Annotated in this window: 27 protein-coding genes; 17 read left to right on the top strand and 10 right to left on the bottom strand. The window is 68.3% G+C overall.

All coding sequences use genetic code 11. The annotated features are described in order from the left end of the window. Window positions 1-223 precede the first annotated feature (223 nt). A complete protein-coding gene (locus ASC81_RS08495; protein ID WP_056265235.1) occupies window positions 224-1027 on the bottom strand; it encodes a hypothetical protein in 804 nt (267 codons plus the stop codon). Between the two features lie 97 nt (window positions 1028-1124). Between ASC81_RS08495 and ASC81_RS08490 the strand changes: the two genes are divergently transcribed. The 3 genes from ASC81_RS08490 to ASC81_RS08480 are packed head-to-tail and all read left to right on the top strand — an operon-like array spanning window position 1125 to window position 3284. Then, window positions 1125-1808: an urease accessory protein UreF gene (locus ASC81_RS08490; RefSeq protein ID WP_056265233.1), complete on the top strand. Its 684-nt coding sequence runs from the start codon at window positions 1125-1127 to the stop codon at window positions 1806-1808. Further along, window positions 1805-2452, top strand: coding sequence for an urease accessory protein UreG (ureG, locus tag ASC81_RS08485; RefSeq protein WP_056265231.1), 648 nt, complete (start codon window positions 1805-1807; stop codon window positions 2450-2452). Before ASC81_RS08490 ends, ureG begins: the two co-directional genes overlap by 4 nt. Continuing rightward, complete coding sequence (locus tag ASC81_RS08480) at window positions 2442-3284, top strand: urease accessory protein UreD (protein ID WP_235533602.1); 843 nt, start codon at window positions 2442-2444, stop codon at window positions 3282-3284. The genes ureG and ASC81_RS08480 overlap by 11 nt, the downstream gene beginning before the upstream one ends. A gap of 34 nt (window positions 3285-3318) precedes the next feature. Here the strand turns inward: ASC81_RS08480 and ASC81_RS08475 are convergent, their stop codons facing one another. The 5 genes from ASC81_RS08475 to ASC81_RS08455 all read right to left on the bottom strand — a co-directional run bounded on the left by ASC81_RS08475 (window position 3319) and on the right by ASC81_RS08455 (window position 7592). Next, on the bottom strand, window positions 3319-4086 hold the full coding sequence (locus tag ASC81_RS08475; RefSeq protein WP_056265230.1) for a TerC family protein: 768 nt from the start codon (window positions 4084-4086) through the stop codon (window positions 3319-3321). 132 nt (window positions 4087-4218) lie between these two features. Then, window positions 4219-5217, bottom strand: coding sequence for a GlxA family transcriptional regulator (locus tag ASC81_RS08470; RefSeq protein ID WP_235533601.1), 999 nt, complete (start codon window positions 5215-5217; stop codon window positions 4219-4221). Then, the gene (locus tag ASC81_RS08465; RefSeq protein WP_056265250.1) at window positions 5210-5788 is read right to left on the bottom strand and encodes a cysteine hydrolase family protein; all 579 of its coding nucleotides are present in this window, start codon (window positions 5786-5788) and stop codon (window positions 5210-5212) included. Before ASC81_RS08465 ends, ASC81_RS08470 begins: the two co-directional genes overlap by 8 nt. An 86-nt stretch (window positions 5789-5874) precedes the next feature. Then, window positions 5875-6888, bottom strand: coding sequence for a 2-dehydropantoate 2-reductase (locus tag ASC81_RS08460; RefSeq protein ID WP_056265226.1), 1014 nt, complete (start codon window positions 6886-6888; stop codon window positions 5875-5877). Between the two features lie 164 nt (window positions 6889-7052). Continuing rightward, a complete protein-coding gene (locus ASC81_RS08455) occupies window positions 7053-7592 on the bottom strand; it encodes a DUF962 domain-containing protein (RefSeq protein ID WP_056265221.1) in 540 nt (179 codons plus the stop codon). Between the two features lie 96 nt (window positions 7593-7688). On the opposite strand from ASC81_RS08455, the gene ASC81_RS08450 reads away from it, so the two are divergent. After that, a complete protein-coding gene (locus ASC81_RS08450; protein WP_162245874.1) occupies window positions 7689-8303 on the top strand; it encodes a YceI family protein in 615 nt (204 codons plus the stop codon). Here the strand turns inward: ASC81_RS08450 and ASC81_RS08445 are convergent. The 3 genes from ASC81_RS08445 to moaA are packed head-to-tail and all read right to left on the bottom strand — an operon-like array spanning window position 8289 to window position 10471. Further along, window positions 8289-8813, bottom strand: a complete 525-nt coding sequence (locus tag ASC81_RS08445; RefSeq protein WP_162245873.1) for a GNAT family N-acetyltransferase — start codon at window positions 8811-8813, stop codon at window positions 8289-8291. The genes ASC81_RS08450 and ASC81_RS08445 overlap by 15 nt on opposite strands. Beyond that, window positions 8806-9375 carry a molybdenum cofactor guanylyltransferase MobA gene (gene mobA, locus ASC81_RS08440; protein WP_235533600.1) on the bottom strand — a complete coding sequence of 190 codons (570 nt, stop codon included), beginning with the start codon at window positions 9373-9375 and terminating at the stop codon, window positions 8806-8808. The genes ASC81_RS08445 and mobA overlap by 8 nt, the downstream gene beginning before the upstream one ends. Then, window positions 9368-10471 (bottom strand): GTP 3',8-cyclase MoaA, encoded by a 1104-nt coding sequence (moaA, locus tag ASC81_RS08435; RefSeq protein ID WP_056265212.1) that lies wholly within the window; start codon window positions 10469-10471, stop codon window positions 9368-9370. The genes mobA and moaA overlap by 8 nt, the downstream gene beginning before the upstream one ends. A gap of 73 nt (window positions 10472-10544) precedes the next feature. Between moaA and ASC81_RS08430 the strand changes: the two genes are divergently transcribed. From ASC81_RS08430 to ASC81_RS08370, 13 genes are all read left to right on the top strand, one after another. Next, window positions 10545-11486: a carbohydrate kinase gene (locus ASC81_RS08430; RefSeq protein ID WP_056265208.1), complete on the top strand. Its 942-nt coding sequence runs from the start codon at window positions 10545-10547 to the stop codon at window positions 11484-11486. Window positions 11487-11560: 74 nt separating this feature from the next. Beyond that, window positions 11561-12364, top strand: a complete 804-nt coding sequence (locus ASC81_RS08425; protein ID WP_056265205.1) for an enoyl-CoA hydratase-related protein — start codon at window positions 11561-11563, stop codon at window positions 12362-12364. After that, window positions 12364-12792 (top strand): hydroxyphenylacetyl-CoA thioesterase PaaI, encoded by a 429-nt coding sequence (gene paaI, locus ASC81_RS08420; RefSeq protein WP_056265202.1) that lies wholly within the window; start codon window positions 12364-12366, stop codon window positions 12790-12792. The genes ASC81_RS08425 and paaI overlap by 1 nt, the downstream gene beginning before the upstream one ends. Continuing rightward, window positions 12789-14087, top strand: a complete 1299-nt coding sequence (gene paaK / locus ASC81_RS08415) for a phenylacetate--CoA ligase PaaK (protein ID WP_056265199.1) — start codon at window positions 12789-12791, stop codon at window positions 14085-14087. Before paaI ends, paaK begins: the two co-directional genes overlap by 4 nt. Window positions 14088-14097: 10 nt before the next feature. Then, window positions 14098-15102 (top strand): 1,2-phenylacetyl-CoA epoxidase subunit PaaA, encoded by a 1005-nt coding sequence (paaA, locus tag ASC81_RS08410; RefSeq protein ID WP_056265195.1) that lies wholly within the window; start codon window positions 14098-14100, stop codon window positions 15100-15102. Beyond that, window positions 15102-15395, top strand: a complete 294-nt coding sequence (gene paaB / locus ASC81_RS08405) for a 1,2-phenylacetyl-CoA epoxidase subunit PaaB (protein WP_056265192.1) — start codon at window positions 15102-15104, stop codon at window positions 15393-15395. Before paaA ends, paaB begins: the two co-directional genes overlap by 1 nt. After that, a complete protein-coding gene (gene paaC / locus ASC81_RS08400; RefSeq protein WP_056265189.1) occupies window positions 15395-16159 on the top strand; it encodes a 1,2-phenylacetyl-CoA epoxidase subunit PaaC in 765 nt (254 codons plus the stop codon). Before paaB ends, paaC begins: the two co-directional genes overlap by 1 nt. Beyond that, on the top strand, window positions 16159-16626 hold the full coding sequence (gene paaD / locus ASC81_RS08395; protein WP_056265186.1) for a 1,2-phenylacetyl-CoA epoxidase subunit PaaD: 468 nt from the start codon (window positions 16159-16161) through the stop codon (window positions 16624-16626). Before paaC ends, paaD begins: the two co-directional genes overlap by 1 nt. A gap of 1 nt (window position 16627) precedes the next feature. Continuing rightward, the gene (gene paaE / locus ASC81_RS08390; RefSeq protein WP_056265183.1) at window positions 16628-17686 is read left to right on the top strand and encodes a 1,2-phenylacetyl-CoA epoxidase subunit PaaE; all 1059 of its coding nucleotides are present in this window, start codon (window positions 16628-16630) and stop codon (window positions 17684-17686) included. A 117-nt stretch (window positions 17687-17803) separates the two neighbouring features. Beyond that, entirely contained in the window at window positions 17804-18421 is a 618-nt protein-coding gene (locus tag ASC81_RS08385; RefSeq protein WP_056265180.1) for a TetR/AcrR family transcriptional regulator, read from the top strand. Window positions 18422-18439: 18 nt separating this feature from the next. Further along, complete coding sequence (locus tag ASC81_RS08380) at window positions 18440-19585, top strand: ABC transporter substrate-binding protein (protein ID WP_056265177.1); 1146 nt, start codon at window positions 18440-18442, stop codon at window positions 19583-19585. Window positions 19586-19687: 102 nt separating this feature from the next. After that, window positions 19688-21736 (top strand): phenylacetic acid degradation bifunctional protein PaaZ, encoded by a 2049-nt coding sequence (paaZ, locus tag ASC81_RS08375; protein WP_056265175.1) that lies wholly within the window; start codon window positions 19688-19690, stop codon window positions 21734-21736. A gap of 35 nt (window positions 21737-21771) precedes the next feature. After that, window positions 21772-22065 carry an MmcQ/YjbR family DNA-binding protein gene (locus tag ASC81_RS08370; protein WP_156391906.1) on the top strand — a complete coding sequence of 98 codons (294 nt, stop codon included), beginning with the start codon at window positions 21772-21774 and terminating at the stop codon, window positions 22063-22065. On the opposite strand, the gene ASC81_RS28180 is transcribed toward ASC81_RS08370, so the two are convergent. Beyond that, window positions 22055-22774, bottom strand: a complete 720-nt coding sequence (locus ASC81_RS28180) for a C40 family peptidase (protein ID WP_156391904.1) — start codon at window positions 22772-22774, stop codon at window positions 22055-22057. The two genes, ASC81_RS08370 and ASC81_RS28180, sit on opposite strands and share 11 nt — an antisense overlap. Window positions 22775-22922: the final 148 nt, after the last annotated feature.

Raw genomic sequence — 22922 nt, 5'->3', positions numbered from 1 at the left:
CTACAGACTCCGTCCGCCTAGTCATATTCACAGTCCTACTCCTATCCTCAAAGATAAGCGATGGACCGTGTCCGGTCATTCAGGGGGCTAGCTCAGCCGTGTGGAAGGCTCCCAGACTGACCATGAGCAGACAGGCGGATAGGGTCGTGGTCTTCATGCATGTCTTCCTGTGGTGCGCTCAGTTGAGGCAGCGCCGTTTTGGATCGACCATCGAAGCCAGCTGTCAGCCGCCCCCGTCGTCAGGTGGCGCAATGCCTCGCAACGCCTGGGTCATGTGGTGGTGGACAGCGTCGGGCCCGAGTAGTTTGCGGCCGTGCGCCACGACGCGTTCTGCCTCTGCATCCCGCTGGCTCTTGGCAAGCACGAGCACGACGCGGGCGAGTCGAACATCGAGATAGCGTTGGCTCGCGCGCGTCATCAGTGCCCGTTCAGCGTCCGACAGCTTGCGTGGCATTTGCTGCATCGATTGATACACGCGTTCCAACCGGTCGAGCACGGCGTCGGTGTCGAGGTGACGTGCTGCCAGTTCGAACTCATTCAGCTTGATCAGCGCGGGCAGTGCATCAAGGGCCTGGTCTTCAGCCAGCGCGGGGTCACGTTGGGCGAATCGCGTGAACGCTTCGCGGGTGGATTCAGGTTGGCCCAGATACGCGTTGATGCGGAGGACATCGCTCAGTGCCCGCTGGCCACGACTTCCTCCGGCTTCGACCTGTTCGACCGCACGGTCGCGCACGGCAAGGAGCTGCGCCATGGCCGGTGGATGACGCTGCGCCAGGGCTACCCAGTCATGCAGTGCGAAGGACACGCGCACCCCGACCAGCGCCGGGTCTCGCGCAAGTGCATGCTCGTGGAACCACAGGTGCTTCTCCGCTGCCTGGTCAAGCCGGCCTTCAGCGGCGTCCTTGCGCGCATCCCGCAGCACCTGATGCGCTTCGGCATCCGGATGCGGCTCCCAGGCCATGGCAGCTGGCAGGGTGGCGATCAATGCGGCGGCAAGCCAGCCGGCGCGCAAGTGGCGATCAAGCATCGTCGATTTCTCCCTGTCAAAGCCCGGTGAGGGTGCCAGTTCAGTTTAGGCTTCGGTCCGCCGGAACCTGCCCGACCGCGAGGGGAATAGGCACCTGATGACTGAACTGAACGCGACCTATCTGCTGCATCTGCTCTGGCTCGCCTCGCCCGCGCTGCCAGTGGGCGGCTTCAGCTACTCAGAAGGGCTGGAAGCGGCCGTCGATGCCGGCGTCGTGCATGACGAGGCAAGCGCTGGCGACTGGCTGCTGAACCAGCTCGAACTTGTGCAGGCGCGCGCAGAGCTGCCGGTGGCGGCGGCCGCGCATGCGGCGACGCTGGCCCTCGACGGCGCGCGGCTGGCCGAACTGAACGCCTGGGTGCTGCAGACGCGCGAGACCAGCGAGAGCCTTCAGCAGGCCCAGCAGATGGGCCGCAGCCTGCTCATCTGGATGCAGGGCCTGATGCCCGAGGCGACAGTGTTGCCGCTGCTCAAAGCCCTCAAGCCGGCGCCTACCTGGCCTGTCGTCATGGGCGCCGCTGCGGCGTCCCGCGGCGCGGCGCTGGAGCCGGCGCTGCAGGCCATCGCCTTCGGCTGGGCCGAGAACCTGATGCAGGCCGCCATCAGGGGCGTGCCGCTCGGCCAGACCGCTGGCCAGCGGCTGCTGGCAGGCCTCGTGCACGCGATTCCACAAGCCGTGGCCGCCGCCATGGCCGCACCCGAACCGATGGCCTTCGCGCCCTTGCTGGGCATCCACGGCGCCCGCCACGAAACCCAATATTCGAGACTGTTCCGCTCATGACCGCACCCCTGCACGCCATTCCGAATCGAACGAAAAAACTGCCGCCGCTGCGTGTCGGCGTCGGCGGCCCCGTCGGCTCGGGCAAGACCACCCTGGTCGAGATGCTCTGCAAGACGATGCGCGAGCGCTGGGACCTCGTCGTCGTCACCAACGACATCTACACGAAGGAAGATCAGCGCCTGCTGACCGTGGCGGGCGCCCTTCAACCCGAACGCATCATGGGCGTGGAGACCGGCGGCTGCCCGCACACCGCCATCCGCGAGGACTGCTCGATCAACCTCGAAGCCGTCGACCGCATGTTGGACAAGTTCCCCGACGCCGACATCGTCTTCGTCGAGAGCGGTGGCGACAACCTGGCGGCGACCTTCAGCCCCGAGCTGAGTGATCTGACCATCTACGTCATCGACGTGGCGGCCGGCGAGAAGATCCCGCGCAAGGGCGGCCCCGGCATCACCAAGAGCGACCTCTTCGTCATCAACAAGATCGACCTGGCGCCGCACGTTGGCGCCGATCTCGACGTGATGCGCAGCGACACCGCGCGCATGCGCCCCGTCAAGCCCTGGGTGATGACCAACCTCAAGACCCGCGAGGGCCTGGCCGAGGTGGTCGCTTTCATCGAGAAGAAGGGCCTGCTTGTCGGCTGACCCCATACGCTGGCCCGCCCGGCTGGTTCTGACGGCGGCGCGGGACGGCGCGAACGCGACGCGCGTGCATGCCCGCCACGACGGCCCACTGCGCCTGCTGAAGACGCTCTATCCGGAAGGTGCCGGCATCGCGCATGCGGTGCTGGTTCACCCACCCGGCGGGCTGGTCGGCGGGGACAGGCTCGACATCACGCTGGACCTGCAGGCGGGCAGCCATCTGCTGGTGACGACACCGGCAGCGACGCGCTTCTACCGTTCCAACGCCGGCGAGGCCGCCCAGGTGGTCCACGCCAGCGTGGGCGAAGGCGCGCGGCTGGAGTGGCTGCCGCAAGAGACGCTGGCCTATCCGGGTTGCCTGGCCCGCAACGAGGTCAAGCTCAGCCTGGCAGCGGGCGCCAGCGTGTTCGCCACCGAGGTGCTGGGCCTCGGCCTGCCCGCAGCGGGCCAGCCCTTCGACACGGGTCGGCTGCTTCAGCATCTGGAGGTGGAAGGCCTGTGGCTGGACCGCGGCTGGATTGATGCCGCCGACACGGCCTTGCTCGACGGGCCCTGCGGCCTGGCAGGCCAGCGTGTGCTGGGCACGCTGGTCTATGCGCAAAGAGCGGCGCTGGCAGAGGTCGAGACGCTTCTGACCGACAGCCGCGCCTTGCTGGACGGCGTACCGCGCTGTGGCATCACCCATCTCGCGAGCCCGCGCGGAGCCGTGCTGCTGGCACGCGTCGTCGGCGACGAGGTCGAGGGCGTGACACTGGCGCTTCGACGCGTCAGCGCGTTGTGGCGCGAGCGGTTTTGGGGGCTTCCCGCCAGCGCCCCGCGCATCTGGGCCACCTGAGCAGCCTTGCGCTGCCCAGGTGCCGCCTGGTGCCTCAGTCGTCGCCGCCGGGGATCTGCTGGCGCAGCTTGATCTTGGTTTCGGAGTTCTTGCGCAGCTTGATGTTGATCATCTCGACGCCCAGCGAGAAGGCCATCGCGAAGTAGATGTAGCCCTTCGGCACATGGTGGCCAAAGCCTTCGGCGACCAGGACCACACCGACGACGACCAGGAAGGCCAGCGCCAGCATCTTGATGGTGGGATGCGCGGACACGAAACGACCGATGGGACCGGCGAACAGCATCATCAGGGCGACCGAGGCGATGACCGCGCAGATCATGATGCGCACGTCGTCGACCATGCCGACGGCGGTGATGATGGAGTCCAGCGAGAAAACAAGGTCGATGACCATGATCTGCAGGATGACGGCGGTGAAGGCGGCCTTGGCCTTGCCGCCGATGCCGTCGTGGCTCTCGTCTTCGCCCTCCAGCGAGCCGTGGATCTCGGCCGTGCTCTTCCAGATCAGGAACAGACCGCCGCCGATGAGGATGAGGTCTCGCCCGGAGATGGGCTTGTCGATGACCGGCAGCGTGAACAGCGGCTCCACCAACCCGACGATCCACGCCAGCACCAGCAGCAGGCCGATGCGCATGAACATGGCCATGAACAGGCCCAGGCGCCGCGCCACTTCCTGGCGAGCCTTCGGCAGCTTGTCCACCAGGATGCTGATGAAGATGATGTTGTCGATGCCCAGCACCAGTTCCAGCGCGGTCAGCGTGGCAAGGGCGATCCAGGTCTGTGGGTCGGACAGAAGTTCGAGCATGGCAGGGGCGCTTATTTTTTGATAACTCGGCATTGTCGCCAGTTCGCCCCGAAGGCCAATGCCCCGCGGTGCCTGAACGACAGTTCGGTTTTACTTGCGGTATGCAAGGGGCGCAAGTCCTACCCCGGCCGGTCAAGCGCCTAAGCCGACTTCCGTGCGGCGAGCTGCCGACGGTGTGCCCGGCCAGCCCGCCGCCGCCCAGGCCCGGCGCAATTGCAGCTCGGAGTTGAAGCCGGCTGCCTCGCTGGCGGCGCCAACGCTGGCGCCGGCCTCCAGCGCTCGTTTGGCCACGGCCAGCCGCACGCCGCGCAGGTAGGCCTGCGGGCTGGTGCAGGCGTGCTGCGCAAACAGGCGGCTCAGCGTGCGCGGCGTCGTGGCCGCCAGCGCGGCCATGCGCGCCAGCGGCCAGTCCTCCGCCGGGCCGACGCTCAGAGCATCTTGAACGCGGTGCAGCCGCGCGTTCAGGTGCTGGCGGTGGGCCAGCAGCGGTGACAGCTCGGGGTCGGCCGGGCCGCGTCGCAGCGCCACGGCCATCTGTTCAGCCACACGGGCAGCCACCAGTTCACCGGCGTGTTCAGCAACGAGATGCAGGGCGAGGTCGATGCCAGCCGTCACGCCGGCGCTGGTGAACACCTCGCCGTCGCACACGAAAACGCGGTCCTGGAGCACCGTCGCGCGCGGTGCGAGGCGGGCGAGGTCGTCCAGATGCTGGTGGTGGGTCGTCGCCCGCCGGCCGTCGAGCAGCCCCGCCTGGGCGGCCAGCAGGGCGCCAGAACAAACGGTGACGAGGCGCAGCCCCGGCCGGCCGGGTGCCAGGCGGGACAGCCAAGCAACGAGCTCGCGCTGTTGTCGGGGCTGCCGTGCCTCGGCGGCCGAGGTGCGGCCGACGAGGAGGATCCAGCTGCCATCGGGCAAGGCCGACGGCAGTGGCTCCAGCGCCTGCAGCCGGATGCCGACGGAGCCGGTCGCCTCGGTGCGTGGGGCAACGAAGCGCAGCTCGAAGGGCGCGACCGCCAGCTTCAACGCGGCGATCTCCAGGCTGGCCAGCCGCAGCGCCTCGGCGGGGCCGGCCCAGTCGAGGACGAGGCTGTCGTCCTGCAGGACGAAGAGGACCTGTTTGGGTTCAGGCAATCGCGGCTTCCTGTTCAGTGACGGCTTGCAGCGCCGCCTCTGCGTCCATGACGCGCGCGAAGCGGCCATCCAGCACGGCGGCCGTGCGGGCGCGGAGCTGGGCGGGTGTCAGCGGGCTGCCGTCGGGGTGCTGCATCGTGAAGGTGAGTGTCGCCTCGGGCACGTAGATGACGTCCCAGCCGAGGTCGCTGGCATGCCGCGTCGTCGTCTCGCAACATTGCTCGGTGCGGATGCCGCTGATGACGAGCTGGCGGATGCCGCGGCTGACCAGCCACACGTCCAGGCCGCTGCCGACGAGGGCGCTGTGGCGGGTCTTGTGGACGGTGGTGTCTGCCTTGAAGTCGCGCAGGCCTTCGAGCGGGCGTACGTGGCCGCTCTCCAGGCTGAAGGGGTCAGCGCCGGTCGCATCAGGCTGCACATGGAAGACGCGCACGATCGGCAGGCCGGCGGCTTCGAAACCTTCGATGAGGCGGTTCTGCGCGGCGAGATAGGCGGGCAGGCCGTCGATTTCGAAACTGGGGCGCTGGGTGAAGGAGTGCTGGACGTCGATGACGATCAGGGCGGTGGTCATGCTGGGCCTCGTTGCGTTGTTGAGGCCGCCAGTGTTCCGCTGCCAAGCGTCTGTCGCCACGCGCTGGCAGACGGAGATGGATCAATTCAGGACAAGCCGATGGCCTGAAGCAGGTCGTCGGGCGAATAGGGCTGTTGGCGCTTGGGCCAGTCGCGCACCAGGCCTTGCATGCGCAGGTTCAGCGGTGCGCCGCGCCCCTGGGCGCGCCCCAGGCGCACGACCTCGCCGCAGAGCGCATCGATCTCGGTCGGGCGGCCGGCCGCCAGGTCGTCGGCCATGCTGGAGCGGGCCTTGGCGTCGATGCGCAGCATGCGCGACGCGGCCATGCGGAAGACGAAGGTCGGCATGCGCAGCAGGGCCAGCAGCCGCCGCGGCGGCAATGGCGTGAGCTGGGCGACCGGGCGGTGGGCGGCATCCAGCAAGTCCAGCGCTTCTTGCTGCAAGGCGGCCAGCACGCGCCGGTAGCCGCGTAGCAAGAGCTGCTCGCGCAGCGGCAGCCCGGACAGCGCATTGACCGGGTTGTTCAGGTTGAGCAGCAGCTTGCCCCATTGCACCGGCGCCAGGTCGGCGTGCAGCGTCAGCCCCATGCCGACGCCGGCCAGTGCGGTCTGCCAGGCGGCCAGCGTCAGGTCCCCGGCCGAACCCTCGGCGGCCAAGGCCCCGCCGGTGCCGCGGTGGTAGTGCCCGGGGCCGATCTCGGCGATGTTGTACGGCACCATGCCCGCATGCCAGTGCAGCTGCGGCGCCGCCTGGCGCGCCGCGGCGGCATTGCCGATGCCGTTCTGCAGGCTGACGACGGCGCTGCCCAGCGGCAGCGTCAGGCCCAGCGCCGTCGCTGCCTCCACCGTGGCACCCGACTTCACGCACAGCAGCACCAGGTCCGGCTTGAGTGTTGCCGGCGGCTGCTCGTGCAGGCGCAGCGCCAGCGGCGGAATGCGGCGGTCCAGCCCGTCGAGGTCGGTCAGACGCAGGCCGTGCTTGCGAAGATTGGCCAGCACGCGTGGCCGGCCGACGAAGTGCACTGGCACACCGGCCAGTTGCGTCAGGCCGCCGACAAAGCAGCCGACGGCGCCGGCGCCCATGACGAGAACGCCGGTCATCGCCCGAGACGTTCAGTGGCGGTCGTCGTGACTGTTGCGGGATGAGCGCCGGGCCGCTCCCAGGCCAGCTCGCGCTGGCGATGTGCGAGCGGTTTGACGCCGCGAGCACCGCCGTCCCCGCGGGGGACAGGCCGAGGTACGCCTTGGACGAGGGGCGTCACGTTCTAGACGGGGTGGGCCAGATCGCGCAGATGCGTCGGGCCGACGCGGCGTTCGATCTCTTCGAGCAGCGGGCGGCCCCAGCCGAGCATGAACATGGCCTCGCCGACGACGAACATCGGGCCGACCAGCAGGCCGACGAGGTCGTCGACGAAGGCGGGCTTCTTGCCCTCGTAGTAGTGGCCGATGAACTGGAATACCCAGCCGACGACAAAGCTGCCGATGCCGATGACCAGCCAGCTCGTCATCGACCCCTGGGCTGCGGTCATGGCCAACGCCGTCAGCACACCATTGACGATGGCGGTGGCCGCGCCGAGCACGAGGTTGCCGCGGGTCAGGTACCAAAGCGCCGTGATGCCCCACAGCAGGATGGCGGCGTTCATCGGCGTGTCGGTGAGCGTGAATTCGACGCGCGCCAGCAGCACGCTGATGGCGAACACGATGAGGGGAATGCCCACGAAGTGCGTCGCGATGTTGCGGCGGTCGCGGTGGTAGGCGGCGTATTGCGCCATCAGGTCAAGGGCGGGGCGGAACAGGCTGGCCATGCGGGGGCTCCGTTGAGGAGGATGTGGCTATGCTAGTCCAGCCCGGCGCAGCAGCGCCGTGCGCCGCCGGACAAAACCCTCCTGAAAACCCCTGACTTGCACCCGCAACCCACGGCAACCCGCCGCTTGCTGCTGCTGACGGCGACGGCCGTGCTGGTCGGCTGCGCGGTCGTGCCGCAGCCGGTCACCCCGGCTGCAGAAGCCGCTGGCAATGCGTTGCGCATTCTGGTCTTCCGCGGCGGCACGGCGGCGCGGTTGGGACACAACCATGTGCTGGCAGCAGGCGACCTGCGCGTGGAATGGCCGGCCGCCGGGCCGGTGCTGCGCTTCCGGCTCGATGCATTGGACGTCGACCCGCCCGCCTTGCGCGAGCGCCTCGGCCGGGCTTTTGCCAGCGCCGTCGACGACGCGGCCCGCGCCGGCACGCGCAGCAATCTGCTGAAGGCGCTGGATGCTGCAACGTACCCCGAGGTGAGCGTGCGCACGCTGCAGCAGGTCGGCGAAGGCGGGCGGCGCGCGGTGGAAGCCGAGATCGCGCTGCATGGCACCACGCGGCGGCAGTGGTTCGCGGTCCAGGTCGAGGGCGGACGCGCGCGCGGCGAGGTCGTCATCCGGCAAAGCGACTTCGGCATCCAGCCCTTCACGGCGCTGGGTGGACTGCTGGCCGTGCAGGACGCCCTGGTGGTGCAGTTCGACCTAATCCAGCCTTAGCAGCATCAGGGCCTTCTCTAGACGCCGGCCGTCCGGCAACCGGATCGCATCCGGCAGGCGGCCATAGCGCACAAAGCCCTGGCTTTCGTAGAGGCCGATGGCGGCGCGATTGCCGGCGGTCACGGTCAGGGTGACCTGGGCCAGGCCCGGCATGGCCCGGAGCTGGGCGATGGCCGCCATGAGCAGAGCCCGGCCGATACCGCGACCACGGTGGGTGTCGGCCACCATCATGCCGATCAGGTGGGCGATGTGCTGCACCTTGCGGCGCGGTTCGCGTTCGCAGGTCAGCGCGCCGACTAGGCGGGCGCCATGCAGCGCCACCAGTGTGAACAGCGTGCCGCCATTGGCGCCGCCGGCCAGGCGGTTGCGGTAGCTGGCCAGGTCGCGCTGGCCTTCGGTCTCGGCGTCGGACGTGAAGGCCTCGGGGTGGCCGGCCAGCATCGCGTCGCGCAAGGCCTTGTAGGCGAGCAAATCGGTCTCGGCCATGGCGCGCAACTGGATATCAACCATGCAGCTGCGCCAGGTCGGCCGGATGGTTGAGGTTGGCGAAGGCCACTTCGTCATCGAAGCGGGCCACGCCGTGAGGCTGGGACCGCATCCAGCCCAGCACGGCGCGTGCGCCGGCCTGCAGGTGAGCCGCCAGCGGGCCGCGCAGCCGCGGGTGCAGCAGCGCGTGGGTGGGATGTTCGCGCGCCGCCTGGGCGAAGGCGAGGCCATGGGGGCGCGCGGCTTCAAGCAGGCGCTCTGCCAGGTCCAGCGGCAGGCGAGGGCAGTCGCAGGGCGCGGTCAGCAGCCAGGCGTCGTCGGGGATGGCGTGGAGGCCGGCCAGCATGCCGGCAAGCGGGCCGGCGAATTCGAGCCCGGCCGGGTCGGCCAGCACCTCGTGGCCCAGGGCGGCATAGGCATCGAGGTTGCGGTTGGCGCTGATCCGCAGCACGCGCGCCTGCGGTGCCAGGCGCGCGATGACGTGGGCGACCAGGGGCTGGTCGCCCAGCAGCTGCAAGCCCTTGTCCACGCCACCCATGCGGCTGCCGCGGCCGCCAGCGAGGACGAGGGCGTGGAGTTCAGCCACCGATGTAATGCATCTCGACGCGGGCCTCGGTCACCGCGCCGGCCGTGCCACGCAACTGCGAATAGCGGTCGTCGCGGCCGCTCCAGACACCGGCCACGGCGCCGGCCAACTGGGCGTCGCTGACCGGCTCGGTCCCGCGCAGCAGCCCGCGCAGGTCGTGCCCGCGGTGGGCGAACAAGCAGGTGTAGAGCCGCCCCTCGGTCGACAGCCGGGCGCGGTTGCAGTCGCCGCAGAAGGCCTGCGTCACGCTGGAGATGAAGCCCACTTCGCCGCCGCCGTCGGCATAGGCCCAGCGCTCGGCCGTCTCGCCCGGGGCGCTGTGGGACAGCGGCGTCAGCGGGAACTCGGCCGCGATGCGGCGCTGCACTTCGGCAGACGGCAGTACCTGGTCCATGCGCCAACCATTGGTCGCGCCGACGTCCATGTATTCGATGAAGCGCAGCACGACGCCGCTGTGCCTGAAGTGGCGCGCCATGGCCAGGATCTGGTCGTCATTGACGCCGCGCTGCACCACCATGTTGACCTTGATGGGCCCGAGGCCCGCGGCCTGCGCGGCGCGAATGCCGTCCAGCACCTCGGCCACGGGGAAGCCGACGTCGTTCATGCGCTGGAAGACCGCGTCGTCCAGCCCGTCCAGGCTGACCGTCAGGCGGTTCAGCCCCGCAGCCTTCAGGGCGGCGGCTTTCTTTACCAGCGTCGAGCCGTTGGTGGTCAGCGTCAGGTCGAGTTCGCGGCCGTCGGGCGTGCGCAGCCGGGCCAGCATCTCGATCAGGGTTTCGAGGTGGCGGCGCAGCGTCGGCTCGCCGCCCGTGATGCGCAGTTTTTCGACGCCCAGGCCGACGAAGACGCTGGCCAGCCGCGTGATCTCCTCAAAACTGAGGAGGTCGGCATGGGGCAGGAACTCATGGTGCTTGTCGAACACCTGCTTGGGCATGCAGTAGCCGCAGCGGAAGTTGCAGCGGTCGGTCACCGAGATGCGCAGGTCGCGCAGCGGACGCCCTAGCGCATCAGCCAGCGGGAAGCCCGGCAGCCCAGTGGGCAGCGGCGCGATGCGCAGCGGGCGGGCGTCATGCAGGGGGATCACACGGGCGGGCATGGCGCAATTGTGTCAGCCGCCGAAAGTCCAGGGGCTTGCGGTGGAAGTGCGCTCGCGCTTGAATCAGCGCGACATGAGCCAGATCCTGCATCCCGACCTGCCGCACTTCGTCGCCTTCGGTGAAGCGCTGACGGACCTGATCCGCATTGGCCCCGACCGCTGGCGCAGTGCCTGTGGCGGCTCGCCCTGGAATGTGGCGGTGGCGATGTCCACGTTGGGCCAGCTGAGCGCCTTTGGCGGCGCCATCAGCCAGGATCACTTCGGCGCCGAGATCTGGCAGTGCAGCCAGGAGGCCAACCTCGACATGCGCTTCATCCAGCAACTGCCGCGGCCGCCGCTGCTGGCCGTCGTGCACGAGGTCGACCCGCCGCGGTATTTCTTCATCGGCCAGGACAGCGCCGACCTGCATTTCCGCCCCGAGGGCCTGCCGATGGGCTGGGCGCGATCCGTGCGCTGGGCCCATTTCGGCAGCCTGGGCCTGGTGCGTGAGCCGCTGGCCGGCCGGCTGCTGGCGCTGGCGCAAGCGCTGAAGGCCGAGGGTCGTCTCATCAGCTACGACCCCAACTTCCGCGCGCCGCCGATGGATGCCAGCTACGACGACACGCTGGAGCAGATGTGCCGGCTGGCGGATGTCATCAAGGTGTCCGATGAAGACCTGCGTGGCCTGTTCCGCCTGCCGGACCACCGTTCCGGCCTGGCCCAGATTGCGGCATGGAACCCTGGAGCCTGGCTGTTGCTGACCCGCGGGGAGGCGGGGGCGACGCTGTATCACGGCGTGGAGGAATGCAGTGGCCTGCCGCCGCGCGTCGAGGTGGTCGACACGGTCGGCGCGGGCGATTCGGCGATGGCCGGGCTGCTGGACAGCCTGATGCGCAACGCCGGCGCGTCCGCCGAGCACCACCTGCGCGCGGCCCTGGCCGCCGGGGCGGCTGCCTGCACGGCACCGGGCTTCTCGCCGCCCAAGCCCGAGCTCGTCGCTGCCCTGGCCGACGGGGTGGAAATCGTCAAGGGCTAGGGTTTTCCCGCCTGCGGCTTGCTGTTCGCCCCGGCCGCCCGTACGATTAACCGACCGGTCGGTAGAGGAATTCCATGACTGAGCCATTGATCCAGATCGAACAGCACGGCGGCGTGCGCCTGCTGCGGCTCAACCGCCCCGAGGCGCTGAATGCGTTCACGGCGGCGATGCTGGGCCAACTGCGCCATGCGCTGGAGGCGGCGGCTGAGGACGGACAGACGCGCTGTGTACTGATCACGGGCGCCGGCCGTGCCTTCAGTGCGGGACAGGACCTGGCCGACCCACAGGTGGCGCCGAGCCGCGAGGTGGGCGCAGCGCCGAAGGACATTGGCCACATGCTGGACCATTACTACATCCCCCTGGCGCTGCGCCTGCGCAGCATGCCGGTGCCGGTGGTGGCGGCCGTCAATGGCGTGGCAGCGGGCGCCGGGGCCAACCTGGCTTTTGGGTGCGACCTGGTGCTGGCGGCCGAAAGCGCGAGCTTCATCCAGGCCTTCTCCAAGATCGGGTTGTTGCCGGACTGCGGCGGCACCTGGCTGCTGCCCCGCCTGGTCGGCCGCGCCAAGGCGCTGGAACTGGCGCTGCTGGGCGACAAGCTGCAGGCGGCCGAGGCCGAGCGGCTGGGGCTGATTTCGCGGGTGGTGCCCGACGCCGAATTGCAGGACACGGCCATGTCCATCGCGCAGAAGCTGGCCGGCATGCCGACGCGGGCCTTGGTGGAAACGCGCCGGGCGCTGGATGAGGCGATGAAGCTCGATTACGAGCCGGCTCTCAAGCGCGAAGCGGTGCTGCAGAGCCAGCTCGGCTTTGCCTACGACTACCTGGAAGGCGTGGCGGCTTTCATGGACAAGCGCAAGCCCGAGTTCAAGGACCGTTGATGGACGCCCAAGCTGTTGCCGATAAGGTCCGCGACGTCATGCTCGCGGACGATGCCGCTACCAAGATGCTGGGCATGCAGATCGCCGATGTCTCGCCCGGCCGCGCGGTGGCGACGATGACGGTGCGGGCCGACATGCTGAATGGGTTCGCCATCTGCCATGGTGGCCTGATCGCGACGCTGGCCGACTCGGCCTTTGCCTTTGCCTGCAACGCCCGCAACGCGCTGACGGTAGCGTCGGGCTTCGGCATCGACATCCTGAAGAGCGCCAAGCTGGGCGACGTGCTTACCGCGACGGCCGAGGAAACCTCGCTGGCGGGCCGCACCGGCCTGTACGACATTGCGGTACGGAACCAGCACGGCGACCTGATCGCGATGTTCCGCGGCCGCTCCTACCGTTTGGGTGAACGAAAGGTGTTCGAAGCATGACCGTCAAGACACCCGCTCCCGGCGACCTCGAACCCATCGAAACGGCCAGCCGCGACGAGCTGCAGGCGTTGCAGCTCGACCGCCTGCGCTGGAGCCTGCAGCACGCCTACGACCACGTGCCGCACTACAAGGCGAAGTTCGATGGGGCTGGCGTGCATCCGTCCGACCTGAAGACGCTCGCCGACCTGGCGAAGTTCCCGTTCACGACCAAGCACGACCTGCGCGCCAACTACCCGTTCGGCATGTTCGCGATGCCACGCCAGCAGTTGGCGCGCATCCATGCGTCGTCAGGCACCACCGGCAAGCCCACGGTGGTCGGCTACACGCTGAAGGACATCGACCACTGGGCCAACCTGGTGGCACGCTCCATCCGCGCCGCCGGCGGCCGTGCGGGTGACCTTGTGCACGTGGCCTATGGCTACGGCCTGTTCACCGGCGGCCTGGGCGCGCATTACGGCGCCGAGCGCCTGGGCTGCACGGTCATCCCGATGAGCGGCGGCCAGACCGAAAAGCAGGTGCAGCTGATCACCGACTTCAAGCCCGACATCATCATGGTGACGCCGAGCTATATGCAGGTGCTGGTGGAGGAGTTCACCCGCCAGGGGCTGGACGCGCGCGAGTCGTCGCTGAAGGTCGGCATCTTCGGCGCCGAGCCCTGGACCGAGGCGATGCGCCGCGACATCGAGGCCAGCGCCGGCATCGACGCGGTGGACATCTACGGCCTGTCCGAGGTGATGGGCCCGGGTGTCGCCAGCGAATGCATCGAGAGCAAGGACGGCCCGGTCATCTGGGAAGACCATTTCTACCCGGAGATCATCGACCCCGAGACCGGCGAAGTGCTGCCCGATGGATCGGAAGGCGAACTGGTGTTCACGTCGCTCACCAAGGAGGCGATGCCCGTCATCCGCTACCGCACCCGCGACCTGACACGGCTGCTGCCGCCCACCTCGCGCAGCATGCGCCGCATGGGCAAGATCGTCGGCCGCAGCGACGACATGCTGATCATCCGCGGCGTCAACCTGTTCCCGACCCAGGTCGAGGAGCTGGTCCTGCAGGAAAAGGGCCTGGGCGGGCAGTACCAGCTCGTCGTCAGCCGCAACGGGCCGCTGGACGAGCTGCTGATCCGCTGCGAGCTGGCACTGGGGGCGACTGATGACGGCATCGGCAGGCGACTCTCGGAGCGCATCAAAAACCTGATCGGCGTGACCGCGACCATTCAGGTCGAGCCGAACAACTCCATCGAACGCACGCTGGTCGGTAAGGCCCGGCGCGTGGTCGATCAACGCAAAAAGTAAGGAGCCCGCCATGTATACCCAAGCCATGGATCTGATGGCGCGGGAAGCCAAGCCCAAGGTCGTCAAAAGCGCCGAGGAACTGGCCCGCGAGGAAGCCTTTGAAGCCCGCATCGACGCCGGCGAATTCATCGAGGCGAAGGACTGGATGCCCGAGCATTACCGCAAGACGCTGGTGCGCCAGATCAGCCAGCATGCGCACAGCGAGATCGTCGGCATGCTGCCCGAGGGCAACTGGATCACGCGGGCGCCGACGCTCAAGCGCAAGGCCATCCTGCTGGCCAAGGTGCAGGACGAGGGCGGCCACGGCCTCTACCTCTACGCCGCCGCCGAGACCCTCGGCACCAGCCGCGACGAGATGACCGAGGCGCTGCTGTCGGGCAAAGCCAAGTACAGCTCCATCTTCAACTACCCGACGCTGACCTGGGCCGACATCGGCGTCATCGGCTGGCTGGTGGATGGGGCGGCCATCATGAACCAGGTGCCGCTGTGCCGGTGTTCATATGCGCCTTATGCGCGGGCCATGATTCGCGTCTGCCGCGAGGAGAGCTTCCACCAGCGCCAGGGCTATGAGAGCCTGCTGACGATGATGACCCACGGCAGCGCCGCGCAAAAGGCGATGGTGCAGGACGCCGTGAACCGCTGGTGGTGGCCGTCGCTGATGATGTTCGGCCCGGCGGACAAGGACTCGCCGAACTCCGAGCAGAGCATGCGCTGGGGCATCAAGCGCGTCACCAACGACCAGCTGCGCCAGAAGTTCGTTGACGCGACCATTCCTCAGGCCGACATCCTCGGCGTGACCGTGCCCGACCCGGCGCTGAAGTGGAACGCCGAGCGCGATTCGTACGACTTCGGCGAGATCGACTGGCCCGAGTTCTGGCGCGTCGTCGGCGGGGAAGGCCCCTGCAACCGCGAGCGCCTGGCCGCCCGCAACAAGGCCTGGGACGACGGCGCCTGGGTTCGCGATGCGGCGCTGGCGCATGCGCGCAAGCAAGCCGTCAAACAAGAGGCAGCGTGATGAGCAATCCGAAGAACGAATGGCCGCTGTGGGAAGTGTTCGTCCGCAGCAAGGCGGGCCTGGACCACAAGCACTGCGGCAGCCTGCACGCGCCCGACTCGGCCATGGCCATCCAGATGGCGCGCGACGTCTATACGCGCCGCCAGGAAGGCACCAGCATCTGGGTCGTGCGCTCCGAGCAGATCGCCGCCAGCGACCCGACCGAGAAGGGCAGCCTGTTCGACCCGGCCGACGACAAGGTCTACCGCCATCCGACGTTCTATGAACTGCCGGACGAACTGAACCACATGTGATGGACGCCAAGACCACCTACGTCCTGCGCCTGGCGGACACCTGCCTCATCCACAGCCAGCGCCTGTCCGAATGGGCTGGCCATGCGCCGGTGCTGGAGGAAGACCTCGCGCTGTCCAACATTGCGCTGGACCTGCTGGGTCAGGCGCGTGCGCTGCTGACCCATGCGGGCCAGCTCGAGGGCGCCGGCCGCGATGAGGACCAGCTCGCCTTCCTGCGCGAGGAGCGCGACTACCGCAACGTCGTGCTTGTCGAATTGCCCAACGCGGCGGCCAGCCCGAGCGACGGCGGCGGCGGGCGCGACTTCGCGCTGACGACCCTGCGCAATGCGGCCATGGCGATCTGGCTGGAGCTGCTGTTTGATCGGCTGCAGGCGAGCTCGGACACCGAGATCGCCGGCATTGCCGCCAAGTCGCTGAAGGAGGTGCGCTATCACCGCCAGCATTCCAGCGACTGGCTTGTCCGGTTGGGCGACGGCACCGACGAGTCGAAGGCGCGCATGCAGGTCGCGCTGAACGTGCTGTGGCCTTACTTCAACGAGCTGTTCGCCGCCGAAGGCGCCGATGGCGTCGGCCCGGCGTGGAACGAGCTGGAGCCCGAATGGCGCGAACGCTGGGCCACGCTGATGCAGGAGGCCGGCTTGAACTTGCCCCGCGACAGCGCCATGCAGCCGCGCGGCATCGACGGCATCCACAGCGAGCACATGGGCCACATGCTGGGCACGATGCAGCACCTGCAGCGCATGTATCCAGGCGGCGTGTGGTGATGAACCTCGTTGCAGCCCGCGAGCGCCTCGCTGCCGTGCCCGACCCGGAAATCCCGGCCGTCAGCCTGGTGGAGCTGGGCATCGTGCGCGACCTGCGCGAGACGGCGTCCGGCGTTGAGGTCGTGCTGACGCCCACCTACAGCGGCTGCCCGGCCACCGAGCTGATTGCCGACGACGTGCGCGCGGCGCTGGCCGAGTTTGGCGACGTGACCGTGACCATGCAGCGCGCGCCCGCGTGGAGCACCGACTGGATCACGCCCGAGGGCCGCGAGAAGCTGCAGCAGTACGGCATCGTGCCGCCGCAGTGCAGCGGCGAGCAGGCCATCCGTATCGTGCCGCGGCTGCGTTGCCCGCGTTGCGACAGTGGCCGCACAGAACAGTTATCCCGCTTCGGCTCCACCGCGTGCAAGTCCACGTGGCGCTGCATCGAGTGCCTCGAACCCTTCGAATACTTCAAACCCATCTGAGATGGCACTCCACTTCCACCCCTTGCGCGTGAGCAGCGTCGAACGCGACACCGACGACGCGATGGTCGTCGGCTTCGAAGCGCCCGCCGACAGTTTCGGCTTCGAGCCCGGCCAGTACCTGACGCTGCGCGCCAGCGTCGGCGGCCAAGAGCTGCGACGCAGCTACTCCATCTGCTCCGACCGTCAATTGCGCGTCGGCATCCGCCGCGTCGACGGCGGTGCGTTCTCGAGCTGGGTTCATGAGCAGCTCAAGGCGGGCGACGTCATCGAGTCCTATCCGCCGCAAGGCCGTTTCGTCCTGCCCAAGTCCGAGGCCGGGCGCCATGTCCTCTTCATCGCTGGCGGCTCGGGCATCACGCCCATCATTGCCATCCTGACGGCGCTGCTGGAGCGGGAGCCGAGTGCCCGAGCGACGCTGATCTACTCGAACCGCCGTACCGCGTCGACGATGTTCAAGGAAGAACTCGAAGACCTGAAGAATCGTTTCATGACGCGGCTGTCGCTGCACCTGATCTTCAGCCGCGAAGTCGTGGACGCACCGCTGTACGGCGGGCGGCTCGACGCCGGCAAGCTCAGCGCCTTCCTGGCCGGCCCGGTGCCGGCCAGCAGCATCGACGAGGTGTTCGTCTGCGGCCCTTTCGAGATGAACGACCAGGCCGAGGCCGCGCTGCTGGGCTCGGGCATCCCGGCCGAGCGCATCCACATCGAGCGCTTCGGCACACCGGAGACGCTGTCGGGCAGGCCGGTGCCGCACGAGGTCAAGCCGGGTGATGCGCCGCAGGCCCGCGTGACCGTCATCCGCGACGGCCTGTCGCGCGAGATCGAGTTCCATGCCAGCGACCCCAGCCTCCTCGACGCTGCCGCGCGTGAGGGCATGGATGTGCCGTTCTCCTGCAAGAGCGGCGTGTGCTCGACCTGCCGTTGCAAGCTCATCGAGGGCGAGGTTCGCATGGACAAGAACTTCGCGCTCGACAAGGCGGAAGTCGCCAATGGCTTCATCCTCAGCTGCCAGGCTCATCCGCTGACCGAGCGAGTGGTCATCAGCTTCGACGAGCGATGAAACTTCCAATGCAACCACAGAGGCACGGAGACACAGAGCAAATGCAACGACTTTTGAATTCCTCTGTGCCTCTGTGCCTCTGTGGTTGCATCTCTGCTTGCTGCGTTCCGGTCTGACATGGCCCGCAAACGCGCCCCCGGCTTCGAAGCCCAACGCGAGGACATCCTCGCCGCCGCCGCCGACCTGTTCGCTGAGCAAGGCTTCAGCGCCACGTCCATGAACCAGGTCGCCGAGGCCTGCGGCGTCGCCAAGCCGACGCTGTACCACTACTTCCAGGACAAGCAGGACCTCCTCGCGCAGATCTGCGATGCGCACGTGCATGCACTGCTGGCCTTGGTCGAAGAGGTCAAGGCGCAGCAGCTGGCGCCGGACGCGCAACTGCGCGCGCTCATCGAGCGCTTCACCCGGTCCTATGCCGACGCCCAGGCCCAGCACCGCGTGTTGACCAGCGAGATCAAGTTCCTGGCTGACGCCGAGCGCGAGCGCCTGCTGGACGTGGAGCGTCGCGTCGTCAGCGAGTTCGCGGCTGCCGTCAGCCGCGTGCGGCCCGAGCTGCGCGAGGCCAATCTGCACAAGCCGCTGACCATGCTGCTCTTTGGCATGATCAACTGGACCTTCACCTGGTTGCGGCCGGAGGGCGAGCTCTCTCACGAGGCGCTTGCCACCCTGGTCAGCGATCTGTTCTTTGGCGGTCTCGGTGCAGTGCAGCTGCGCCAGCCGGCCCTCATCCAATAACCCCCGAGGAGACGACCCATGAAGCCATTCAAGCAACTCGCCCTGGCCATCGCTGCCACCCTGAGCCTTGCAGCCCAGGCCGACATCAACGTCGGCGTCACGGTCTCGGCCACCGGCCCGGCCGCCTCGCTCGGCATCCCCGAGAAGAACACCGTCGCGCTGATGCCGACGACCCTCGGCGGCCAGAAGGTCAACTACATCGTGCTGGACGATGCGTCTGACACGACGACGGCCGTGGCCAACACGCGCAAGTTCATCACCGAGAACAAGGTCGACATCATCATCGGCTCGACCGTCACGCCCAACTCGCTGGCGATGATCGACGCGGTGTCGGAGGCGCAGACGCCGATGATCTCGATGGCCGCGTCGGCCCGCATCGTCGAGCCTATCGATGCCAAGAAGCGCTGGGTCTTCAAGACCCCGCAGAACGACATCATGATGGCCCTGGCCATCGTGACCCACATGGTCGACAACGGCATCAAAACGGCCGGCTTCATCGGCTTTGCCGACGCCTACGGCGAGGGCTGGTGGGGCGAGTTCAACAAGATCGCTGCGACCAAGAACCTCAATATCGTCGCGAGCGAGCGCTACAACCGCACTGACACGTCGGTCACCGGCCAGGTGCTCAAGCTGGTCTCGGCCAGGCCCGACGCCATCCTGATCGCCGGCTCGGGCACGCCCGCCGCGCTGCCGCAGAAGGCGCTGAAGGAGCGCGGCTACGCGGGCAAGATCTACCAGACCCACGGCGTGGCCAACAACGATTTCCTGCGCGTGGGTGGCAAGGACGTCGAGGGCACGTTGCTGCCGTCGGGCCCGGTGCTGGTCGCTGCCCAGTTGCCTGCCGACCACCCGGTCAGGAAGAGCGCGCTGGACTACATCTCGAAGTACGAAGCGGCGCACGGCAAGGGCTCGGTGTCGACCTTCGGCGGCCACGCCTGGGACGCCGGCCTGCTGCTGGCCGCCGCCGCGCCCGAGGCACTGAAGAAGGCCCAGCCCGGCACGCCCGCCTTCCGCGCAGCGCTGCGCGATGCGCTGGAGAACGTCAAGAACGTGGCCGGTGCGCATGGCGTGTTCAACATGTCGGCCGGCGACCACCTCGGCCTGGACCAGCGTGCCCGCGTGATGGTGCAGATCAAGAACGGCGCCTGGGTGCTGATCAAGTAACGGCAGGCCTTTGCGGATGTCCTTCATGGGGCCGGTCATGCCCGGCCCCGTGGCGACCGCTGGATGAACGGCCTGCGCGTGGCGCGGCCCAGAGGATTTGAAATGGCAGTTTCCACACTCCAGAGCTACATCGCCGGCCGCTGGGTCGGCGAGCGCGCGGCCAAGCCGATGGCCAGCGCCATCAACGGCCGCGTCGTGGCCTACACGCACGAGGAGTCGCTCGACTTCTCCGAGGCCATGGCGTTTGCGCGCGGCACGGCGCTGCCGGGCCTGCTGCGCACCCACTTCCAGGACCGTGCCCGCGTGCTGAAGGCGCTCGCCGCCTACCTCATGGAGCGCAAGGAAGAGCTTTACGCGATCAGCGCCCACACGGGCGCGACGCGCAGCGACTCCTGGATCGACATCGAAGGCGGCATCGGCACGCTGTTCGCGTACGCCTCCATCGGCGGCAAGGACCTGCCGAGCAGCAACGTGCTGCACGAGGGCCCGCCAATGCGTCTGGGTGCCAACAACCACTTCATCGGCAGCCATGTGATGGTGCCCAAGCGGGGCGTGGCGCTGCACATCAATGCCTTTAATTTCCCGATGTGGGGCATGTTGGAGAAGTTCGCGCCGAGCTTCCTGGCCGGCATGCCTTGCTTGGTCAAGCCAGCCACAGCGACCAGCTACGTCGCCGAAGCCTGCGTGCGCATGGTGGTCGACTCGGGCCTGGTGCAGGTCGGCGCGCTGCAGCTCATCATCGGCGGTACGGGTGATCTGTTCGAGCGCCTCGATGAATCAGACGTCGTCACCTTCACTGGCAGCGCCGACACCGCGCTGATGCTGAAGGCGCACCCCAACCTGTTGAAGAAGAGCATCCCCTTCAACGCCGAGGCCGACAGCCTGAACTGCGCCATCCTCGCGCCCGACGTGACGCCGGACGACCCGGAATTCGCCCTCTTCATCAAGGAGGTCGCGCGAGAGATGACGGCCAAGGCCGGCCAGAAGTGCACGGCCATCCGCCGCACCATCGTCCCGGCCCATCGAGTCGATGCGGTCGCGGCTGCGTTGAAGGCGCGGCTGAGCAAGACGGTCGTCGGCGACCCGGCCGTCGAAGGCGTGCGCATGGGCGCGCTGTCCAGCAAGGCGCAGCAGGCCGACGTGGCCGAGCGGGTGGCCCAGCTGGCGAAGAACTGCGAGCTGCTGCTGTCCGAGCGTGACGGCTTTGCGCCCAAGGGCGAGGGCGTTGCCGAGGGTTCGTTCTTCGCGCCGACGCTGCTGCTGGCACGCGACTCGGCCGGCAGCGACGCCCATCACCTGGAAGCTTTCGGCCCCGTCACGACGCTGATGCCCTATGGCGATTTCGACGAGGCGCTGCATCTGGCGACGCTCGGCCGCGGCAGCCTTGTCGGCACGATCTGCACCAAGACCCCGGCGCTGGCGGCCCAGGCCGTGCCGACCTTTGCGGCCTGGCACGGCCGCATGCTCGTGCTGGACCGTGAGGCTGCGCTGGAGAACACCGGCCACGGTTCGCCGCTGCCCAAGCTCAAGCACGGCGGCCCCGGCCGCGCGGGCGGCGGTGAGGAACTGGGCGGCCTGCGCGCCGTCAAGCACTACCTGCAGCGCTGCGCAGTGCAGGGCTCGCCGACGATGATCTCGGCCATCACCGGCGAGTACCAGCGCGGCGGCACGGTCACCGAGAGCGACATCCATCCCTTCCGCCGCTACTTCGAGGACGTCGAGGTCGGCATGAGCCTGCTGACGCACCGCCGCACCGTCGGCGAGGCGGACATCGTCGCGTTCGGCGGCCTGTCGGGCGACTACTTCTACATGCACTTCGACGAGGTCGCCGCAAAGGCATCGCCCTTCGGCCAGCGCATCGCCCACGGCTACTTCGTGCTGTCGGCCGCGGCTGGCCTGTTCGTCAGCCCGGCGCCCGGTCCGGTGCTGGCCAACTACGGCCTGGAGAACCTGCGCTTCGTCACGCCGGTGGCGATGGGCGACACCATCCAGGCGCGCCTGACCGCCAAGCGCAAGATCGACCGGCCGCCGCGCGACGACCAACCCGCGCAGGGCGTCATCGGCTGGGATGTGGCGGTGACCAACCAGCGTGGCGAGCTTTGCGCGAGCTACGAAATCCTGACGCTCGTCGCCAAGCGGGTCGCAGGCTGATGGATGCCGCCAGGGCCCGCGAACTTGCGCTGGCCTTGTCGGGTGCGGTCGAGAAACCGCATCACGAGCTGACGTCCTTTCGCCTGCCTGGTGCCAAAGGCAGGATCTTCGCGACCATGACGCCCGATGGCGCGGAGTTGCGGGTCTTCATCAAGGACGAAGCAGCCCGCGACGCATGGATCGCGCGCGAAGCTGGCGCGGTCGAACCACTGTTCTGGGGCGCCAAGCGCTGCGGCGTGAAGGTGTTGCTCGTGAAAGCCAGGCCGGCCTGGGTCAAGGAGTTGCTCGCGCAATCCTGGCGCGACAACGGTGGCGCGGTCAGCGGGTGACGGGCGCTTCGGCCGCAGCCTTCAGATCCGCGCGCCGCGCGCCGGTGAAGCGCTTGGCCCAGTAGGAATCGCGCATGTCCTCCACACGCACGGCGCTGCCGGTGCGCGGGGCGTGGATGAACTTGCCCTCGCCGACATAGATGCCCACGTGGCTGAAGGTGCGCTTCATGGTGTTGAAGAACACCAGGTCGCCGGGTTTCAGCTCGTCACGCTTGATGGACAGCAGGCTGCTGTCCTTGGCCTGCTCGTCGGCACGGCGCGGCAGCACGAGGCCCACGCTCATCTCGAAGATGTGGCGCGTGAAGCCGCTGCAGTCGAAGCCGTTCTCGACCGAATTGCCGCCGCGCGTGTAGCGCACGCCAAGGAAGTTCATGGCCGACAGCACCAGGTCCGATGCGGTGTCGCGGACGCTGGCCAAAAGGCGAGATGACCCGCCCACTTCGCCGACCTGCATCGTCAGGCCGCGCTCGCTCAGGAAGCGGCTGACGGCATCGCTGGCATTGCCCGGCTGGGCCGGCTTGCCGGCTGCCGGCGCGGCCTTGTCGATGGCGGCTTGCTGTTGCAGGCTCTGCCCATAGGCGCCGGTCATCGTGCCCGGCGGGGGCGTCGTCGTGGCCGCCTGGGCCACACCCTGCGCATGCGCGGCACAGCTGGCGACCAGAACGGCGGCAGCAGCAAGGCGATTCAGCGGGGCAGTGGACAAAGGCATTCAGGACTGGGAGAACCGGGGCAGACCGCGGGCGGTCGCGATAGCGGAGAAGGGACAGCGGCGCGGAGGGTAGAAGTGCGACCCGGCACCGTCAACCGCAGCAGGCGCAAAGGGCGCGATTTTCAGGGCAAACCCCGGCATGGGCGAC

It is taken from the genome of Pelomonas sp. Root405 (assembly GCF_001425165.1).
Lineage (GTDB): Bacteria > Pseudomonadota > Gammaproteobacteria > Burkholderiales > Burkholderiaceae_C > Pelomonas.
This window is presented reverse-complemented; position numbering and strand designations above follow the sequence as displayed.